Raw genomic sequence first — 15,084 nt, 5'->3', positions numbered from 1 at the left:
AAAACCGCCAGCTCCGTCCTCCTGGCTGCCGGATCCTGGAGTCATGCACACCGACTTCGAGCGCTGTCTGCGCGCCGTACAGTCCAAGGACGCCAGGTTCGACGGCTGGTTCTACACAGCGGTGCGCACCACGCGTATCTACTGTCGTCCCAGCTGCCCGGTGGTGCCGCCCAAGCCGGAGAACATGACCTTCTACCCGAGCGCCGCCGCCGCACAGCAGGCCGGCTACCGCGCCTGCAAACGCTGCCGCCCGGACGCCAGCCCCGGCTCACCGCAGTGGGACGAGCGCGCCGACCTCGTGGCGCGCGCCATGCGGCTGATCGCCGACGGCGTCATCGACCGCGAAGGCGTACCGGGCCTGGCCGCCCGGCTCGGCTACAGCACCCGACAGGTCGAACGGCAGCTGCTGGCCGAACTGGGTGCCGGGCCGCTCGCCCTGGCCCGCGCGCAGCGCGCCCAGACCGCGCGGCTGCTCATCGAGACCACCGAACTGCCCATGGCCGACGTGGCGTTCGCCGCCGGGTTCGCCAGCATCCGGACCTTCAACGACACGGTACGGGAGGTGTTCGCGCTCGCGCCCACCGAGCTGCGGCGGCGCGCCCGGCCGGGTGCCGCCGCTGCCCTGCCCGGCGCACTCGCCCTGCGGCTCCCCTTCCGGCAGCCGCTGTGCCCGGACAACCTCTTCGGCCACCTGGCCGCGACCGCCGTACCGGGCGTCGAGGAGTGGCGGGACGGAGCGTACCGGCGCACGCTCGCGCTCCCGTACGGCCACGGCATCGTCGCCCTGTCCCCGCGCCCCGACCACATCGACTGCCGGCTGTCCCTCACCGACCTGCGCGATCTCGCCGGGGCCATCGCCCGCTGCCGCCGGATGCTCGACCTGGACGCCGACCCCGAGGCGGTCGACGGCCTGCTGGCCGAAGATCCCGTACTCGCCCCGCTCGTCCGCAAGGCGCCGGGACGGCGGGTGCCGCGCACCGCGGACGCGGACGAGTTCGCGGTACGGGCCGTACTGGGCCAGCAGGTGTCCACCGCCGCGGCCCGTACGCACGCGGGCCGGCTGGTCACCGCGCACGGCCGGAAGATCGACGACCCGGCGGGCGGCCTGACCCGCCTCTTCCCGAGCGCCGCCGAACTGGCCGGGCTGGACCCCGAGACGCTCGCCATGCCCCGCACCCGGCGCGCCACCCTCACCGGAATGATCACGGCTCTCGCCGGCGGTGCCGTACAGCTCGGCGTCGGCAGCGACCGCGAGCGGGCCCGCGCCCAGCTCGCGGAGCTGCCCGGCGTGGGCCCCTGGACCGTCGAGTGCATCGCCATGCGCGCCCTCGGCGACCCCGACGCCTTCACCCCCACCGACCTGGGCCTGCGCCGCGCCGCCGCCCACCTCGGCCTGCCGGCCACCCCGGCGGCGCTCGTACGGCACTCGGCGCGCTGGCGCCCGTGGCGCGCGTACGCCGTCCAGTACTTGTGGGCCACCGACGATCACCCCATCAACCACCTCCCCACCGACTGAGGCGACCATGTCCGATCCCCTGCCCACCCGTACCGGTGGCGAGCGCTGCCACGCCGTCCTGACCGACACCCCGTACGGCCCGCTGACCCTGGTGGCCGAGGGCGACGCCCTCGCCGGCCTGTACATGACCGGCCAGCGGCACCGCCCGCCCCAGGAGTCCTTCGGCCCGCCGGAGGACCTGGCGGCCCCGCCGTTCGCGGCGGCCGTACGGCAGCTGCGCGCCTACTTCGATGGCACCCTCACCGCCTTCGACCTGCCCCTGGCGCCCCGGGGAACGCCCTTCCAGCGCCGCGTCTGGGCCGCCCTGTGCGAGATCCCGTACGGCGGCACCCTCTCGTACGGGCAGCTCGCCGACCGCCTCGGCCGGCCCTCCGCCGCCCGGGCCGTGGGCCTCGCCAACGGCAAGAACCCGATCGGCATCATCATCCCCTGCCACCGTGTCATCGGGGCGAGCGGCAGCCTCACGGGTTACGGCGGTGGCCTCGACCGCAAGCGCCGCCTGCTGGACTTCGAACGGGGCGGCGCCGGGCAGGGGCGGGTGGCCGCGGACCCGGGCGGGCAGCAGGCTCTCTTCGGGTGAAGCCGTTGAAGCCTTCGCCTGAAGTGAGGGGGCGCCGCTCGGCCCGGCGTTGCGGCGTTGCTGAAGCGCCGAGGCGTTCAGGCATCGCCCTCCACCACCGCACGCACATCCGCGACCAGCAGCTCCGCAGCCTTCAGTGACCGCGCCAACTCCGCTTCGGTACGGCCGAGTTCACCCAGCAGGGCACTCGCCCGCTCCGCGAACCCGGGCGGCGTTCCGGGCATCCCCGCCGCGGCGGCGAGCGCGCCCTTCTCGTTGATGCACCAGGTCCGGTGGTGGGCGTGCAGCGCCTGGGTCAGGTCGCCCACCGCCCGGGCCAGGCAGAGGGCCACGTACAGCGTGTCCGCGGACGCCTGGGACTTGCCCGCGACGGTCACGGAGAATCCGGCGTCCCAGACCGCCGTTCCGGTCAGCGCGGCGCGCAGCGGTTCCGGGTACTCCCGCATCTCCTCCTTGAGGCGGCCCAGCTCGCCGGTGGGGTCGGCCAGTACCCGCGACAGGGCCAGTTCCCCGGCGTACGCGGGGGACCAGAAGCCCAGCGGGTGCCCCACCTGGGCACCGATCTCGAACCGGCCCGCCCGGCACTCCCGCCACACCCGTTCCACCCGGTCGGCATCCCGCAGGAGCCAGTCCACGGGGGTACCGTCCGGCATCACCAGCCACGCCCCGCCGTTGACCCACGCACCCCACGCGCCCGGCGGGTGGATCTCCACCGGCGCCCCGGTGATCTCGGCGGCCAGGTCCGCCAGGCCCGCGAGGCCGACCTCGCCGCGGTAGTAGACCCCCAAGTCCCAGTCGGAGTCCGGCCGGTGCGTACCCCGGGCCCGGCTGCCGCCGAGCGTCACGCCGACCACGCCGGGCACCTCGGCCAGAGCGGCCGCGCCACTCTCCGCCCAGTAGTCCTCGTGAGCCCCGTCCGCCCCTGTGGTCGCTGTCTTCTCCATACGGGAAAGCCTAGAGTGCCCGCTGCCCGCCTACGACAGGGGGCGGCCGGGCCCGTCAGCGCAGCAAGTCCCGTACGTCTGCCAGCAGTTCCACCTGATGGCGCCAGTCGCCGCCCGCGATGTCCATCAGGACGCGGGTGACTCCCGCGCCGCAGTACCGGTGCAGGCGCTCCGCCGCCTCCCGGGGGCCGCCCGTCACGGGGGCGCCCGCGAAGCGTCCGGGCGGGGCGCGGTGGGCGGTGGCGAGGTCCGCGCCGGTGGGCAGGCCGGGTTCCGTACCGAGTACGCCGGTGGTGCCGACGATGACGGCCGGAGCCGGGCGGCCGAGCGCGGCGGAGAGTTCGGCGAGGTGCACGGCGCCTTCGGCCACCTGGACGGGCGGCGCCAAGGAAGGGAACCAGCCGTCACCCAGGAGCGCGGCCCGTCGCACCGCGGTGCGCGAGGTGCCGGCGATCCAGACCGGTGGCATCGGCACGGCGGACTCCGGCTCCACCACCGGGTGTCCGGGCCCGTACGGCAGCGGCACCCGCTCGCCCGCGAGCAGGCGGGGCAGCAGCCGCAGTACCGCGTCGGTCCGGCGCTCCCGCTCCTCGTACGGAACGCCCGCGGCCGTCCACCGCTCCCGGCCGCCGCCCGTCCCCACCCCCAGCACCAGCCGCCCGGCCGCGACGTGCTGGAGGCCGGCTATCTGTTCGGCGGCCTGGGCCGGCGGCCGGAGCCCCGGCGTGTACACCGCGCCGACGACGGTGATCCGCTCGGTCGCCGCGGCCACCGCCGCCAGGACCACCGCGGTGTCCAGGGCCGGTGCGCCGGCCGCGGGCCGGTCCCCGTACGCGACGAGGTCCAGCCCCGCCAGTTCCGCGTGCCGGGCCGCCTCGGTGAGCGGAAGCTTCTGCTCCCGCCGCACGGCGGGCGGCGGCAGTACCGCGCCCACGGCCAGGCGGCCGGGCCGGACCGCGGAATCCGGGGGAAACGTCATACGGTGACGATGCAACTTCAAGGGGACTTGAGGTCAAGGGGCGGCGAGCGCGTCCCCTCGCTGCCTCAGACGTCGTAGCGGTAGAACGGGGTGTGGTCGAGAAGGTCGGCGGGTGTCATCGTGTGCCAGGGGGACAGCGGGGTGTGCAGGCCGGGTACGCCCTGGGCGGGCTCCAGCGGGAGGTAGTGCGGTACGCCGGGATGGCGGCGCTGCCAGTCGGCCCAGATCTTGTCGATGAAGCAGTGGTGGAGGAAGAACACCGGATCGTTGGGCGAGGCGAGGAAGTCCATGTGGCCGCCGACGAAGACATGGGCGGAGCCGTGCAGCTTGCCCCAGGCCCGCTCCCACGGGAACTTCGCGTAGCCCTCCAGGTGGTTGCGGAAGCTGGGGTACGGCGGATCCTCGCCACTCAGGTGGTTCCACGGAGGGCAGTCGTAGACGGGCAGCGCGAGGGCGGCCGCCAGCTGACGGGCTGTGGAGAGGGTGCCGGGCGGGCGCAGCGCGCGGGTGAGGAAGTCCCGGTCGTCCTGGGTGTAGTAGCCGTTGGCCCACTTCACGTCGTTGCCGGTGGGCCGGACGTTGACCCGCAGCCGCCAGCCGTTGCGCCGGGCGAAGGGGCCCGAGGTCACCTGCCGGTCGCCGGGTCGCCCGTTACCGCCCATGAAGTCGTCGGCCCACAGCGGCGAGTCCCGGCCGCGGTCGCTCGTCCAGTCCCAGTACGGCAGGGTGATGGCGGGGTCGATGGCGCGCAGCGCCTGTTCGAAGTACAGCAGGAACTGCCGGTGCCAGGGGAGCAGCGAAGGGGTCAGGTGCGCGGTGCGGTACCCGTGGTCCCGGTGGATGTAGTCGTGGGAGTTCGCCCGGACGTGGACGGCGACCAGCGTGTCGTACACGCCGCTGCGCTTGGCCTCCAGGACGGCCCGCACGAAGCGGCGCCTCTCCTGCGTGGTCAGGGCCAGATGGTTCTGGCGGACGTGCGGGCGGCCCGGGGCGACGGGACCGGACGGCACGACGGGATCCGGCCACGACCGCGGCGGCGGGGCCGGCAGCAACCGGGCGCCGCGCAGCCGCCGTACGGCGCGGCGCGCGGCCGCCAGCGGGGTCCGGTCGAACCCGTAATGGCACAGCGGGGACAGGTAGGCTTCCTCGCCCATCCGTATCAGTTGCAGCTCACGGCCGTCGATCGTCACCCGGGCGCGGCCCTGTGGTGCGTCGATCCGGATCGTCCGGCCGTGGTACCGCTCGGTGTACGGTCGCGGGCCGCGCGAGTCGGCCGCCACCGGCAGCAGCGCCACCGCACCGGCTGCCGTCGCGGCCATGAACACATCGCGCCGTCGCACCAGACCCCCTCACCCGGCCCGCCTCACCCTTGTCCGGAGCATCACCCCGGCCGGGGCTCCGGACGCCTTCCCCGGCCGAATGCACTCGAACGGGTGAGCCCCCGCTCGTCCCTGCGCCCGTCACCGCGCTCGTTCCTGCGCCGTTCCTACGTCCCCGTCGGCCCCTGCCCGGACGGTCCCGGGTCGTCCCCCACCCGCTTGGCGTCCGCCGCCCGCCGCAGCCGCGGATGCCGGGTCGGCCCCTGTTCGGTGATCGTCTCGCCGACGATGGCGCGGACCGCGCTGCGCAGCCCGTGCATCGCGTGGTGCCGCGCCGGCCCGGCGCCCGGGTCCTCGCGCAGCTCCTTCAGCAGCGCCCAGCACAGCGCCAGCATCACGAACACGAACGGCAGCGCGACCAGGATCGTCGCCGTCTGGAGCGCGCCGAGCCCGCCGGCCACCAGCAGCACCGCGGCGACCGCGGCCATCAGGATGCCCCAGGTGACCACCAGCCACGTCCGCGGGTGCAGCGCGCCCCGGCTGGTCAGCGAGCCCATGACCAGGGACGCGGAGTCGGCGCTGGTGATGAAGTACGTCATCACCAGGATCATCGCCACCCAGGAGGTGACGGTTCCGGCCGGCAGCGCGGCCAGCATCCCGAACAGCGACGTCTCCGCGTCCTTCGCGTTTCGCGCGAGGTCGGCCAGGCCGCTGGCGTCCAGCCGGATCGCGCTGCCGCCCATCACGCAGAACCAGATCATCGTCGCGCCGCTGGGCACCAGCAGGACGCCGATCAGGAACTCCCGGACGGTGCGTCCGTGCGAGATGCGGGCGATGAACGTGCCGACGAACGGGGCCCAGGACAGCCACCACGCCCAGTAGAAGATCGTCCAGACGCCGAGCCAGCCCGCGTCGGTGAACGCGCCGGTCCGTGAGGCCATCGGCAGCAGATCGTCGAGGTAGCCGCCCACGCTCGCCGGGATGCTGTCCAGGACGTACACCGTCGGGCCGAGCACGAAGACGAACAGCATCAGCAGCGCGGCCAGCACGATGTTCAGGGTGGACAGCCACTTGACGCCCTTGTGCAGGCCGGAGAAGGCCGACGCCACGAAGGCGGCGGACAGCGCGGCGATGATGACCAGCTGCACGGCCGTGCTGTCCGCCGTGCCGGTGGTGAGATTGAGGCCCTTGCTGACCTGGAGGGCGCCGAGGCCCAGGCTGGTGGCCGTGCCGAAGACGGTCGCGAAGACGGCCAGCAGGTCGATCAGGTGCCCCAGCCGCCCGCCGGCCCGCCGCTCGCCGACCAGCGGGACGAAGGCGGAGCTGAGCCGGTTGCTGCGGCCCTTGCGGAAGCCCGCGTACGCCAGGGCCAGGCCGACGATGCCGTAGATGGCCCAGGGGGTCAGGGTCCAGTGGAAGAACGAGTACTCCAGGGCGGTACGTGCCGCGGCGCCGCTGTGCGGGGTGACGCCGCTGGAGGGCGGCGGGGAGACGTAGTGCTGGAGCGGTTCCCCCACGCCGTAGAACATCAGGCCGATTCCCATGCCGGCGCTGAACATCATCGCGATCCACGCCAGATTGCCGAATTCCGGCTCCGCGTCGTCCTTGCCGAGCCGGATGCGGCCGAAACGGCTGAAAGCGATGAGGACGCACAGGACGAGAAAGACATCGGCGGCCACCACGAACAGCCAGCCGAAATTCCCCAGCACCCAATTCAGCGCGGTGTCGGTGACCGATTCGAAATTCTTTTTTCCCAGCGCCGCCCAGGCCACCACCGCGAGCACCGCGGCCACACCGAGCCCGACCAGGGTCAGATCGGGCGGCGAATCGTGCTCCGCACGCGGCGGCACGGAATTCGGCGTCGGTTCCTCGGACGGCTGCACGCTCATGGCGTCCCACTATGGCCGGAAAAGCAATGCTTCGCCGGGTTGGCGCGCCGTCCGGCACGGCTGCTCCCTGTTCGCCGGAGCCCGCGCCGGATAAGGTCGCAGCGGCGCGACTGCCAGTTCGAAAGCAAGGGGAAACAGTGGCGGACGCAGCAAGGACACCGGCGGCAGACCAGGACCGGACACCGCGGGTGCTGGTCGCCGCGGACAAATTCAAGGGCTCCCTCACGGCCACCGAGGTCGCCCGGCACGTCTCGGCCGGGCTGCGCCGGGCCGTCCCCGGCCTGGCGGTGGAGTCCGTCCCGGTCGCGGACGGCGGCGACGGCACGGTCGCGGCCGCCCTGGCGGCGGGCTTCGCCCGGCACGAGGTCCGGGTCACCGGCCCGGTCGGCGACCCGGTCACGGCCACCTTCGCGCTCCACGCGGACGGCACGGCCGTGGTGGAGATGGCGGAGGCGTCCGGGCTCCAGCACCTGCCGAAGGGCGTCTTCGCACCGCTCACGGCCACCACGTACGGCACCGGCGAGCTGCTGCGCGCGGCGCTTGACGCAGGCGCCGCCACCATCGTTTTCGGCGTCGGCGGCAGCGCCACGACCGACGGCGGCGCGGGCATGCTCGCCGCCCTCGGCGCCCGCTTCCTGGACGCCGCGGGCACGCCGCTCGCACCGGGCGGCGGGCCGCTGCGCGACCTGGCCACCGCCGACCTCTCGGGCCTGGACCCGCGTCTGGCCCGTACGGAGGTGGTCCTCGCCAGCGACGTGGACAACCCGCTGACCGGCCCCAAGGGCGCACCCGCCGTGTACGGGCCGCAGAAGGGCGCGAGCGCGCAGGACGTCGAAGCGCTGGACGCGGCCCTGGCCCACTACGCCAAGGTCCTGGAGACCGCGGTGGGGCCGCGCGCCGCCGAGTACGCCAGCGCGCCCGGCGCGGGTGCGGCGGGCGGCATCGGCTACGGCGCCCTCGTCGGCCTGGGCGCCGCCTTCCGGCCGGGCATCGACGTCATGCTGGAGGTGCTGGGCTTCGGCCCGGCGCTGGCCCGCGCCACCTTCGTCGTCACCGGCGAGGGCTCGCTGGACGAGCAGACCCTGCACGGCAAGGCCCCGGCCGGCGTCGCGGCCGCGGCCCGCGCCGCGGGCCTGGAGGTGGCGGCGGTCTGCGGCCGGCTGGCCCTCCCGCCGGAGGCCCTGGGCCGGGCCGGCATCCGCCGCGCCTACCCGCTGACCGACCTGGAGCCGGACCCGGCCCGCTGCATGGCCGAGGCGGGCCCGCTCCTGGAGCGGGCCGCGGAAGCCCTGGGGCGGGACTTCCTGCTGTGACGGTGCGGCGCTGAACCCGGGAGCGCAGGGGCGCACCCGGCGCGCTCCCTGCGCCTCGGTGCTTCCGGATACGACAGAAGGCCCCCGCCGCGCTCATGCGCCCGGCGGGGGCCTTCATGGTCCGTGGACCGCAAACCGCTACGGAATCTGCTGTACCTGCGCGCTGCGCGCCTCGCGGCGGTTGTCGCGGAAGGCGTTGACCCGGCGGGCCGTCGCAAAGACCGGGATCATCGCGCCCAGCACGATCTGCAGGGAGCAGCCGGTCTGCAGGAGCGTCTGGCCGCCGGGGGCGTCCAGCGCCCAGGCCGCCAGCATCCCCATGCTCAGCACGATCCAGCTGAGCATCGCCACCGCCAGCCGTCCCCGCGGCTTCGGGTACTCCACCCGGCTCACCATCAGCCAGGCCACCCCGATGATCGCCAGCAGCGTCGGTACGAACGGCAGCTCCAGCAGCACGATCGCGACGACGGTCAGCGCGCCGAACGGGCTCGGCATGCCCTGGAAGATGCCGTCCCGCAGCGTCACACAGGAGAACCGGGCCAGGCGCAGGATCACCGCCAGCAGCACCACCACCGCCGCGACCACCGACACCCGCTGGTGCGAGTCCGGCGCGACCATCCCCCAGGTGACGACGAAGTACGCCGGCGCCAGCCCGAAGCTGATCAGGTCGGAGAGGTTGTCGAGCTCGGCCCCCATCGCCGAGGCGCGCAGCTTGCGCGCGACGAGCCCGTCGAACAGGTCGAAGATGGAGGCCAGCAGCATCAGGATCACCGCCATGGCGGCGCTGTGCCGCGCCATCCCGCCGTCGTCGTTGCCCGTCAGGTGCGGGATCAGGACGCCGGTGGTGGTGAAGTACACGGCCATGAAGCCGCAGATCGCGTTGCCGAGGGTGAGCGTGTCCGCTATCGACAGCCGCGTCGACAGCGGCATGTCGTCGGCGACGTCCTCCTCGTCGACGTCCGCGACCCAGCCGGGCTGTGTGTCGGGATCAATCACGGTCAAGGCGTGTCACCCCCGCGGTGGTGGCCTGGCCGACCTCGACCGCGGCCTCGACACCCGCCGGGAGGTAGACGTCGACGCGCGACCCGAAGCGGATCAGGCCGATGCGCTCGCCCTGCTCCACCTTCGAGCCCTGGGGCACGTAGGGGACGATCCGGCGGGCCACGGCACCGGCGATCTGCACCATCTCGATGTCGCCGAGCTCGGTGTCGAAGTGCCAGACCACCCGCTCGTTGTGCTCGCTCTCCTTGTTGAACGCCGGGACGTACCCGCCGGGGATGTGCTCCACGGACGTCACCGTGCCGGCCAGCGGCGCGCGGTTGACGTGGACGTTCAGCGGGCTCATGAAGATCGCGACGCGGGTGCGCCCGTCCTTCCACGGCATGATGCTCTGCACCACGCCGTCGGCCGGGGAGATGACCCGGCCCTGAGCGATCTCCCGCTCAGGGTCGCGGAAGAACCACAGCATGCCCGCCGCCAGGGCGGTGGCGGGCACGGCGACGGCGGCCCAGCGTCCCGAGCGACGGGACCGGGCCAGGCTGACCGCTGCCGTCGCGACGGTCGGCAGAAGCCACGGCGACGCTCCGCGCGCGAGGCGGACACGACCGCGTTGTGCAGAGGATTGGCTGTGGGGCATGGATGACCTTCGTAGCGGAGGATGCCGCATATGCAATGGGGGACGGCGGCTTTCCCGGGATGGTATCGGTTGCGAGCGGCAACTGGCCAAGAGCCAGAGCCAATCCGTGGCCGAAGGGCGATGACGGGGTGTGATCTTCGTCCTGAACAAAACACCCCAAATCGGGCGTTCACCCCTGGATTCGGTACTCCTCCAGTAGCCGTCGGCCGATGATCATTTTCTGGATCTCGGCGGTACCTTCGCCGATGAGGAGCATCGGCGCCTCCCGGTAGAGGCGCTCGATCTCGTACTCCTTGGAGAAGCCGTAGCCGCCGTGGATGCGGAACGCATCCTCCACCACCTCCTTGCAGTACTCGGAGGCCAGGTACTTGGCCATGCCCGCTTCAAGGTCGTTTCGCTGCCCGGAGTCCTTTTTGCGTGCGGCGTTGACCATCATCGCATGGGCCGCCTCCACCTTTGTTGCCATTTCGGCAAGTTTGAACTGGATTGCCTGGTGCTGGGCGATCGGCTTGCCGAAGGTGTGCCGCTGCTGCGCGTACGAAACGCCCAGCTCGAAGGCGCGCTGCGCCACCCCGCAGCCCCGCGCCGCCACGTTCACCCGGCCGACCTCGACGCCGTCCATCATGTGATAGAAGCCACGTCCGGTCTCGCCGCCGAGGACCCGGTCGGCGGGGATGCGCAGCCCGTCCATGATCAGCTCGGTGGTGTCGACACCCTTGTAACCCATCTTGTCGATCTTGCCGGGGATGGTCAGCCCCGGCCGGACCTCGCCGAAGCCGGCCTCCTTCTCGACGAGGAAGGTGGTCATCGACTTGTGCGGCGCGGTGCCCTCCGGATGGCCCTCGTCCGTACGGCACAGGACGGCGACCAGAGTTGACGAACCGCCGTTGGTCAGCCACATCTTCTGACCGGTCAGTACATAATCTGCCCCGTCCCGCACCCCCTTGGACGTGATGGCCGAGACGTCCGAGCCGAGCGCCGGCTCCGACATCGAGAAGGCGCCGCGGATCTCACCCGCCGCCATCCTCGGCAGGAAATAGTCCTTCTGCTCCTGGGTGCCGTGCTGCTTGAGCATGTACGCCACGATGAAGTGCGTGTTGATGATGCCCGAAACGCTCATCCAGCCGCGGGCGATCTCCTCCACCGTCAGCGCGTACGTCAGCAGCGACTCGCCGAGGCCGCCGTACTCCTCGGGAATCATCAGCCCGAAGACGCCGAGTTCCTTCAGTCCTTCGACTATCTGCGTCGGGTACTCGTCGCGGTGCTCCAGCTCGGTGGCGACCGGCAGAATCTCTTTGTCGACGAAGTCACGGACCGTCGAGAGGATTTCCCGCTGGATGTCCGTCAGGCCCTCGGTCTGCGCGAGGCGTCCGCTCATCTCACTTCTCCTTACCGGCCGGTTCCCGCAGCTCGGGGCGGCCCGGCTGCTCCCCGCCGCGCTCCTTGACGTACGTGGCGGTGGGCACCATCACCTTGCGCCGGAAGACGCACACCAGGGTGCCGTCCTGCTTGTAGCCCTTGGTCTCCACGTACACGATCCCGCGGTCGCCCTTGGACTTCGACGGCGTCTTGTCCAGCACCGTCGTCTCGCCGTAGAGCGTGTCCCCGTGGAAAGTGGGCGCCACGTGCTTCAGCGACTCGATTTCCAGATTCGCGATCGCCTTGCCCGATACATCCGGGACCGACATGCCCAGCAACAGCGAGTAGATGTAGTTCCCGACGACGACATTCCTGCCGAAGTCGGTGGTCCGCTCCGCGTAGTTGCTGTCCATGTGCAACGGATGGTGATTCATCGTGAGCAGACAGAAGAGGTGGTCGTCGTATTCCGTGACCGTCTTTCCCGGCCAGTGCTTGTAGACGTCCCCGACGGTGAATTCCTCATAGGTACGGCCGAACTGCATCGCGCTCACGCCTCCGGGGCTTCGAACTTCGAGGTACGGGTCATGCCGGCGGCGCGGCCCTTTCCGCTGACGACGAGCGCCATCTTGCGGCTGGCCTCGTCGATCATCTCGTCACCGAGCATCGCGGAACCCTTCTTGCCGCCCGCCTCGGAGGTGTGCCACTCGTACGCGTCGAGGATCAGCTCGGCGCGGTCGTAGTCCTCCTGTGACGGCGAGAACACCTCGTTGGCGGCCTCGACCTGACCGGGATGCAGCACCCACTTGCCGTCGAAGCCCAGCGCTGCGGCGCGCCCGGCGACCTCCTTGTAGCCGTCCACGTTCTTGATCTGGAGGTAGGGGCCGTCGATCGCCTGGAGGTCGTTGGCGCGGGCCGCCATCAGGATGCGCATGAGGATGTAGTGGTACGCGTCGGCGCCGTACCCGGGCGGCTGCTCGCCCACGACCAGCGTCTTCATGTTGATGGAGGCCATGAAGTCGGCCGGGCCGAAGATGATGGTCTCCAGGCGCGGCGACGCGGTGGCGATGGCGTCCACGTTCACCAGACCCTTGGCGTTCTCGATCTGCGCCTCGATGCCGATCCGGCCCGCCTCGAAGCCCATCGTCGTCTCGATCTGGGTGAGCAGCAGGTCCAGCGCGACGATCTGCTGGGCGTCCTGCACCTTGGGCAGCATGATGCAGTCCAGGTTCTGCCCGGCGCCCTCGACGACGGTGATGACGTCCCGGTACGTCCAGTGCGTGGTCCAGTCGTTGACCCGCACGACACGGGTCTTGCCGGACCAGTCGCCGTTGTTCAGCGCGTCCACGATGGTGTGCCGGGCGCCTTCCTTGGCCAGCGGCGCGCAGGCGTCCTCCAGGTCCAGGAAGACCTGGTCGGCGGGGAGACCCTGGGCCTTCTCCAGGAAGCGCGGGTTGCTGCCGGGGACGGCGAGGCAGGAACGGCGGGGGCGAAGGCGGTTGACGCCACTCATGCGGGGACCTCCAGAGGGTCGAGCTTGTTCGCGGTACGGATCTCGTCGACGATACGGCCGATGATCTCCGTGATACCGAAGTCCTTCGGGGTGAACACGGCCGCCACTCCGGCTTCCCGAAGGGCCGCCGCGTCGGCGTTGGGGATGATGCCGCCGACGATGACGGGGATGTCGTGGCCGCCGCTCTCGCGCAGCCGCCGCAGTACGTCCGGCACCAGTTCGGCGTGCGAGCCGGACAGGATCGACAGGCCCACGCAGTGCACGTCCTCGGCGACGGCCGCCGTGACGATCTGCTCGGGCGTCAGCCGGATGCCCTGGTAGACCACCTCGAAGCCGGCGTCCCTGGCCCGTACGGCGATCTGCTCGGCGCCGTTGCTGTGGCCGTCCAGCCCCGGCTTGCCGACCAGCAGCCGCAGCCGACCGGTGCCCAGGTCGGCGGCGGTCCGCTCGACCTTGGCACGGACCGCGGCGAGCGGGGTGCCCGCCTCGGCGGTGACGGCGAGCGGCGCGCCCGAGACGCCGGTCGGTGCCCGGAACTCGCCGAACACGTCCCGCAGGGCCCAGGCCCACTCGCCGGTCGTGACGCCGGCGCGGGCGCATTCGAGCGTCGCGGCGAACAGGTTCGTGGTCCCGGCCGCGGCCTTCTTCAGCGCCGACAGGGACTCCTGCGCCCGGGCTTCGTCGCGGTTGTCCCGCCACTGGTGCAGCGCGCGCACCACACCCGCCTCGTTGTCCGGGTCGACGGTCATGATGGCCGTGTCCAGGTCGGCGGTGAGCGGGTTCGGCTCGGTCGACTCGTAGCAGTTGACGCCGACGATCTTCTCCTCGCCCGCCTCGATCCGGGCCCGCCGCTCGGCGTGCGAGGAGACCAGCTGCGACTTCAGGTAGCCGGATTCGACGGCCGCCATCGCGCCGCCCATCTCCTCGATCCGGGCCATCTCCGCCAGGCAGTCCTCGACCAGGGCCGCGACCTTGGCCTCGATGACGTGCGACCCGGCGAAGATGTCGTCGTACTCCAGCAGGTCCGACTCGTGGGCCAGCACCTGCTGGATGCGCAGCGACCACTGCTGGTCCCACGGCCGCGGCAGGCCCAGCGCCTCGTTCCAGGCCGGGAGCTGGACCGCGCGGGCGCGGGCGTCCTTGGAGAGGGTGACGGCCAGCATCTCCAGGACGATCCGCTGGACATTGTTCTCCGGCTGCGCCTCGGTCAGGCCGAGGGAGTTGACCTGCACGCCGTAACGGAAGCGCCGCTGCTTGGGGTTCTCGACCCCGTACCGCTCGCGGGTGACCTGCTCCCAGATGCGGCCGAAGGCGCGCATCTTGCACATCTCCTCGATGAACCGGACCCCGGCGTTGACGAAGAAGGAGATCCGCGCGACCACGTCACCGAACTTCTCCGGCGGCACCTGCCCCGAGTCGCGTACGGCGTCCAGCACGGCGATCGCGGTGCTCATCGCGTACGCGATCTCCTGCACCGGCGTGGCGCCCGCCTCCTGCAGGTGGTAGCTGCAGATGTTGATCGGGTTCCACTTCGGGATGTGCGCCACCGTGTACGTGATCATGTCGGTGGTCAGCCGCAGGCTCGGGCCCGGCGGGAAGACGTGCGTCCCGCGCGAGAGGTACTCCTTGACGATGTCGTTCTGCGTCGTACCCGACAGCTTCGCGATGTCGGCGCCCTGCTCCTCGGCGACCACCTCGTACAGCGCCAGCAGCCACATCGCCGTGGCGTTGATGGTCATCGAGGTGTTCATCTGCTCCAGCGGGATGTCCTGGAACAGCCGGCGCATGTCGCCGAGGTGCGAGACGGGGACCCCGACCCGGCCGACCTCGCCGCGGGCGAGGACGTGGTCCGGGTCGTAACCGGTCTGCGTCGGCAGGTCGAAGGCGACCGACAGGCCCGTCTGGCCCTTGGCGAGGTTGCGCCGGTAGAGCTCGTTGGACGCCTCCGCGGTGGAGTGCCCGGCGTAGGTCCGCATCAGCCACGGACGATCCTTGTGACGTTCGGTCATGTTGGTCCGTACTCTCGGGGTCCGTCCGTC

12 protein-coding genes and 1 pseudogene are annotated in these 15,084 nt (G+C 71.7%); 3 read left to right on the top strand and 10 right to left on the bottom strand.

The window, feature by feature from the left end:
- Positions 1–43: 43 nt before the first annotated feature.
- Both ACZ4Z1_RS21975 and ACZ4Z1_RS21970 read left to right on the top strand, forming a co-directional pair.
- Entirely contained in the window at positions 44–1,516 is a 1,473-nt protein-coding gene (locus tag ACZ4Z1_RS21975; RefSeq protein WP_468488284.1) for an AlkA N-terminal domain-containing protein, read from the top strand.
- A 7-nt stretch (positions 1,517–1,523) separates the two neighbouring features.
- Positions 1,524–2,096 carry a methylated-DNA--[protein]-cysteine S-methyltransferase gene (locus tag ACZ4Z1_RS21970; RefSeq protein WP_468488283.1) on the top strand — a complete coding sequence of 191 codons (573 nt, stop codon included), beginning with the start codon at positions 1,524–1,526 and terminating at the stop codon, positions 2,094–2,096.
- 77 nt (positions 2,097–2,173) lie between these two features.
- Here the strand turns inward: ACZ4Z1_RS21970 and ACZ4Z1_RS21965 are convergent, their stop codons facing one another.
- From ACZ4Z1_RS21965 to ACZ4Z1_RS21950, 4 genes are all read right to left on the bottom strand, one after another.
- Positions 2,174–3,040 carry a nucleotidyltransferase domain-containing protein gene (locus ACZ4Z1_RS21965; protein ID WP_468488282.1) on the bottom strand — a complete coding sequence of 289 codons (867 nt, stop codon included), beginning with the start codon at positions 3,038–3,040 and terminating at the stop codon, positions 2,174–2,176.
- Positions 3,041–3,095: 55 nt separating this feature from the next.
- On the bottom strand, positions 3,096–4,019 hold the full coding sequence (locus ACZ4Z1_RS21960) for an LLM class flavin-dependent oxidoreductase (protein WP_468488281.1): 924 nt from the start codon (positions 4,017–4,019) through the stop codon (positions 3,096–3,098).
- A 65-nt stretch (positions 4,020–4,084) separates the two neighbouring features.
- On the bottom strand, positions 4,085–5,359 hold the full coding sequence (locus ACZ4Z1_RS21955) for a tyrosinase family oxidase copper chaperone (RefSeq protein ID WP_468488280.1): 1,275 nt from the start codon (positions 5,357–5,359) through the stop codon (positions 4,085–4,087).
- 146 nt (positions 5,360–5,505) lie between these two features.
- Positions 5,506–7,227, bottom strand: a complete 1,722-nt coding sequence (locus tag ACZ4Z1_RS21950; protein ID WP_468488279.1) for a BCCT family transporter — start codon at positions 7,225–7,227, stop codon at positions 5,506–5,508.
- A gap of 188 nt (positions 7,228–7,415) precedes the next feature.
- Here ACZ4Z1_RS21950 and ACZ4Z1_RS21945 point away from each other — a divergent pair, with 188 nt between their 5' ends.
- The gene (locus ACZ4Z1_RS21945) at positions 7,416–8,540 is read left to right on the top strand and encodes a glycerate kinase (RefSeq protein ID WP_468488443.1); all 1,125 of its coding nucleotides are present in this window, start codon (positions 7,416–7,418) and stop codon (positions 8,538–8,540) included.
- 138 nt (positions 8,541–8,678) lie between these two features.
- Here the strand turns inward: ACZ4Z1_RS21945 and pssA are convergent, their stop codons facing one another.
- The 6 genes and pseudogenes from pssA to ACZ4Z1_RS21915 form a co-directional block, all read right to left on the bottom strand.
- On the bottom strand, positions 8,679–9,542 hold the full coding sequence (gene pssA, locus ACZ4Z1_RS21940; RefSeq protein WP_468488278.1) for a CDP-diacylglycerol--serine O-phosphatidyltransferase: 864 nt from the start codon (positions 9,540–9,542) through the stop codon (positions 8,679–8,681).
- Entirely contained in the window at positions 9,529–10,176 is a 648-nt protein-coding gene (locus ACZ4Z1_RS21935) for a phosphatidylserine decarboxylase (protein WP_468488277.1), read from the bottom strand. The genes pssA and ACZ4Z1_RS21935 overlap by 14 nt, the downstream gene beginning before the upstream one ends.
- Before the next feature lie 169 nt (positions 10,177–10,345).
- Positions 10,346–11,554 (bottom strand): acyl-CoA dehydrogenase family protein, encoded by a 1,209-nt coding sequence (locus tag ACZ4Z1_RS21930; RefSeq protein ID WP_468488276.1) that lies wholly within the window; start codon positions 11,552–11,554, stop codon positions 10,346–10,348.
- Between the two features lies 1 nt (position 11,555).
- Positions 11,556–12,077 (bottom strand): MaoC family dehydratase, encoded by a 522-nt coding sequence (locus ACZ4Z1_RS21925; RefSeq protein ID WP_468488442.1) that lies wholly within the window; start codon positions 12,075–12,077, stop codon positions 11,556–11,558.
- Positions 12,078–12,082: 5 nt separating this feature from the next.
- The gene (locus ACZ4Z1_RS21920) at positions 12,083–13,045 is read right to left on the bottom strand and encodes an HpcH/HpaI aldolase/citrate lyase family protein (RefSeq protein ID WP_468488275.1); all 963 of its coding nucleotides are present in this window, start codon (positions 13,043–13,045) and stop codon (positions 12,083–12,085) included.
- Positions 13,042–15,072: pseudogene (locus ACZ4Z1_RS21915) on the bottom strand (protein meaA); the annotation flags it as partial. The gene ACZ4Z1_RS21920 and the pseudogene ACZ4Z1_RS21915, both read right to left, overlap by 4 nt.
- Positions 15,073–15,084 lie beyond the last annotated feature (12 nt).

Source organism: Streptomyces sp. NPDC030165 (assembly GCF_055573595.1).
This window is presented reverse-complemented; position numbering and strand designations above follow the sequence as displayed.

Excerpts from the sequence above, each read along its gene's own strand:
- ACZ4Z1_RS21935 (WP_468488277.1), bottom strand. The coding sequence starts at position 10,176 with ATGCCCCACAGCCAATCCTCTGCACAACGCGGTCGTGTCCGCCTCGCG.
- ACZ4Z1_RS21965 (WP_468488282.1), bottom strand. The coding sequence starts at position 3,040 with ATGGAGAAGACAGCGACCACAGGGGCGGACGGGGCTCACGAGGACTAC.
- ACZ4Z1_RS21975 (WP_468488284.1), top strand. The coding sequence starts at position 44 with ATGCACACCGACTTCGAGCGCTGTCTGCGCGCCGTACAGTCCAAGGAC.
- ACZ4Z1_RS21970 (WP_468488283.1), top strand. The coding sequence starts at position 1,524 with ATGTCCGATCCCCTGCCCACCCGTACCGGTGGCGAGCGCTGCCACGCC.
- ACZ4Z1_RS21950 (WP_468488279.1), bottom strand. The coding sequence starts at position 7,227 with ATGAGCGTGCAGCCGTCCGAGGAACCGACGCCGAATTCCGTGCCGCCG.
- ACZ4Z1_RS21960 (WP_468488281.1), bottom strand. The coding sequence starts at position 4,019 with ATGACGTTTCCCCCGGATTCCGCGGTCCGGCCCGGCCGCCTGGCCGTG.
- ACZ4Z1_RS21930 (WP_468488276.1), bottom strand. The coding sequence starts at position 11,554 with ATGAGCGGACGCCTCGCGCAGACCGAGGGCCTGACGGACATCCAGCGG.
- ACZ4Z1_RS21920 (WP_468488275.1), bottom strand. The coding sequence starts at position 13,045 with ATGAGTGGCGTCAACCGCCTTCGCCCCCGCCGTTCCTGCCTCGCCGTC.
- ACZ4Z1_RS21925 (WP_468488442.1), bottom strand. The coding sequence starts at position 12,077 with ATGCAGTTCGGCCGTACCTATGAGGAATTCACCGTCGGGGACGTCTAC.